Annotated in this window: 1 protein-coding gene; it reads left to right on the forward strand. The window is 44.9% G+C overall.

Annotated features, from left to right (window positions below; translation table 11 throughout):
- Window positions 1–15: 15 nt before the first annotated feature.
- A partial coding sequence (locus QVO88_RS10275) for a SpaA isopeptide-forming pilin-related protein (RefSeq protein WP_288178004.1) occupies window positions 16–1,629 on the forward strand: 1,614 nt, incomplete at its 3' end.

Raw genomic sequence — 1,629 nt, forward strand, 5'->3', positions numbered from 1 at the left:
AAAGGAGAATGATAAATGATAAAAAATAGAATATTAAAGAAACTCAGCGCAGGGTTCATGGCAGGACTCTGTGCTTTTTCTATGTTCGGTTCATCTATGAGCGGAGCAATCACAGCAAGTGCCGCAAGCACACCTATGGAAAACCTGGCATTCCCGTCAGCGGATACGGTGATCGCAAAGGCGGCGACCTTGCTGGGTACGCCGTATACCTTTGGTAACAAGGGGTATTGGTATGCGTATGATCAGGGTCAGTACACTCCGCTGTCGGTCGAAACAATAAATAATCTCGGCATTGACTGTTCGGGTCTTGTGTACTATACTCTTACGCAGCTTGGATACAAAACATCGGGGTTCAGTTGGAACAACCCTGTGCCTGTTGATACAGATCATTGGCTTACAGTCAATGATAACTGCACCATAACTTACGACGGAAAGACTTCAAAGGTCGAAGTCGAAAAGAAAAACATCAAGACAACGGACCGCCCGTATTGGGAGTGTGCTGACGGTTCGGTTATTACAGCAGGTTCTGTGGTGGTCGCTCAGAATCCGGTTGGTGAGGATCACGCTTGGATATATATGGGCGAATTTGATTCAAGAAACGATGTAATAAGCTACCTTAAGTCTATCGGCGTTTCGGAAAGTCTTATCAATTCCAGAACAGTCGGGGACGGCACAGGCACAGGAGGTACACACTGGAGAATCGAATCAAGCGGTTCTGAGGGCGTTGTTATCAACAACAAGACTGACGGTAAGACTGCTACCGCTATGAATATGTCGGCGTTCAGGATAACAAAAAATGATGTGAAATTTGAAATAACTAAGGTTCTTGCTTCAGACAGAACGGTTAAGATTTCAGGCACAAGCAAGGTGGACGGCACGGTTGCAAAATACGGAGTATATACCGATAAGGCTTGTAAAAACAAGGTCGGCGAGATCACTATCGGCAAGGACGGAACAGGTTCCATTCAGTTACCTGAAAAGCAGTATTACGTTAAGGAGATCTCCGCACCGACAGGTTACAGTATCTCTGAAGAAGTGTTCGCATTAAAGGCTGACGAAAATATATTTGTGACCGAAGATTTTACGAGAGGCAAAATTAAGGTCAATAAGACCGCCGATGACGGGATCGTAAGCGGCAGAGAGTTCAAGGTCACAGGAAACGACGGCAGCAGTTACACCAAGAAAACCAATGCAAACGGCGTTGCCGAATTTAGCGGATTAAAGGTATACAACACATCTACGGGCAAATCGATCACCTACACCGTATCCGAGATCAATGTAGATACAAGATACGAAGTTCCTAAGGCTCAGAATGTTACGCTGACAAGCGGAGATGTTGATCTGACTGTGAATGTGAAGTTCAACAATCAGCTTAAAACGGGTTCAATAAAGATAAATAAGCAGTCCGAGGACAATCAGAACGGCGACAGAGAGTTCACTATTACGGGCAACGGTAAGACCTACACAATAAAAACAGGTTCGGACGGTATTGCAATCCTTTCCGATATTCCTGTTTACAACAGCAATAATGAGAAGATCGTGTACACCATTTCCGAGAAAAATGTTCCAATAAGATATGTAGTTCCTGCAGAGCAAACTGCAACCCTTACGGCAGACGCAACCACAACT

Origin of the sequence: Ruminococcus sp. CAG:57 (assembly GCF_000435935.1) — a bacterium.
GTDB classification, from domain to species: Bacteria; Bacillota; Clostridia; order Oscillospirales; family Ruminococcaceae; genus Hominimerdicola; species Hominimerdicola aceti.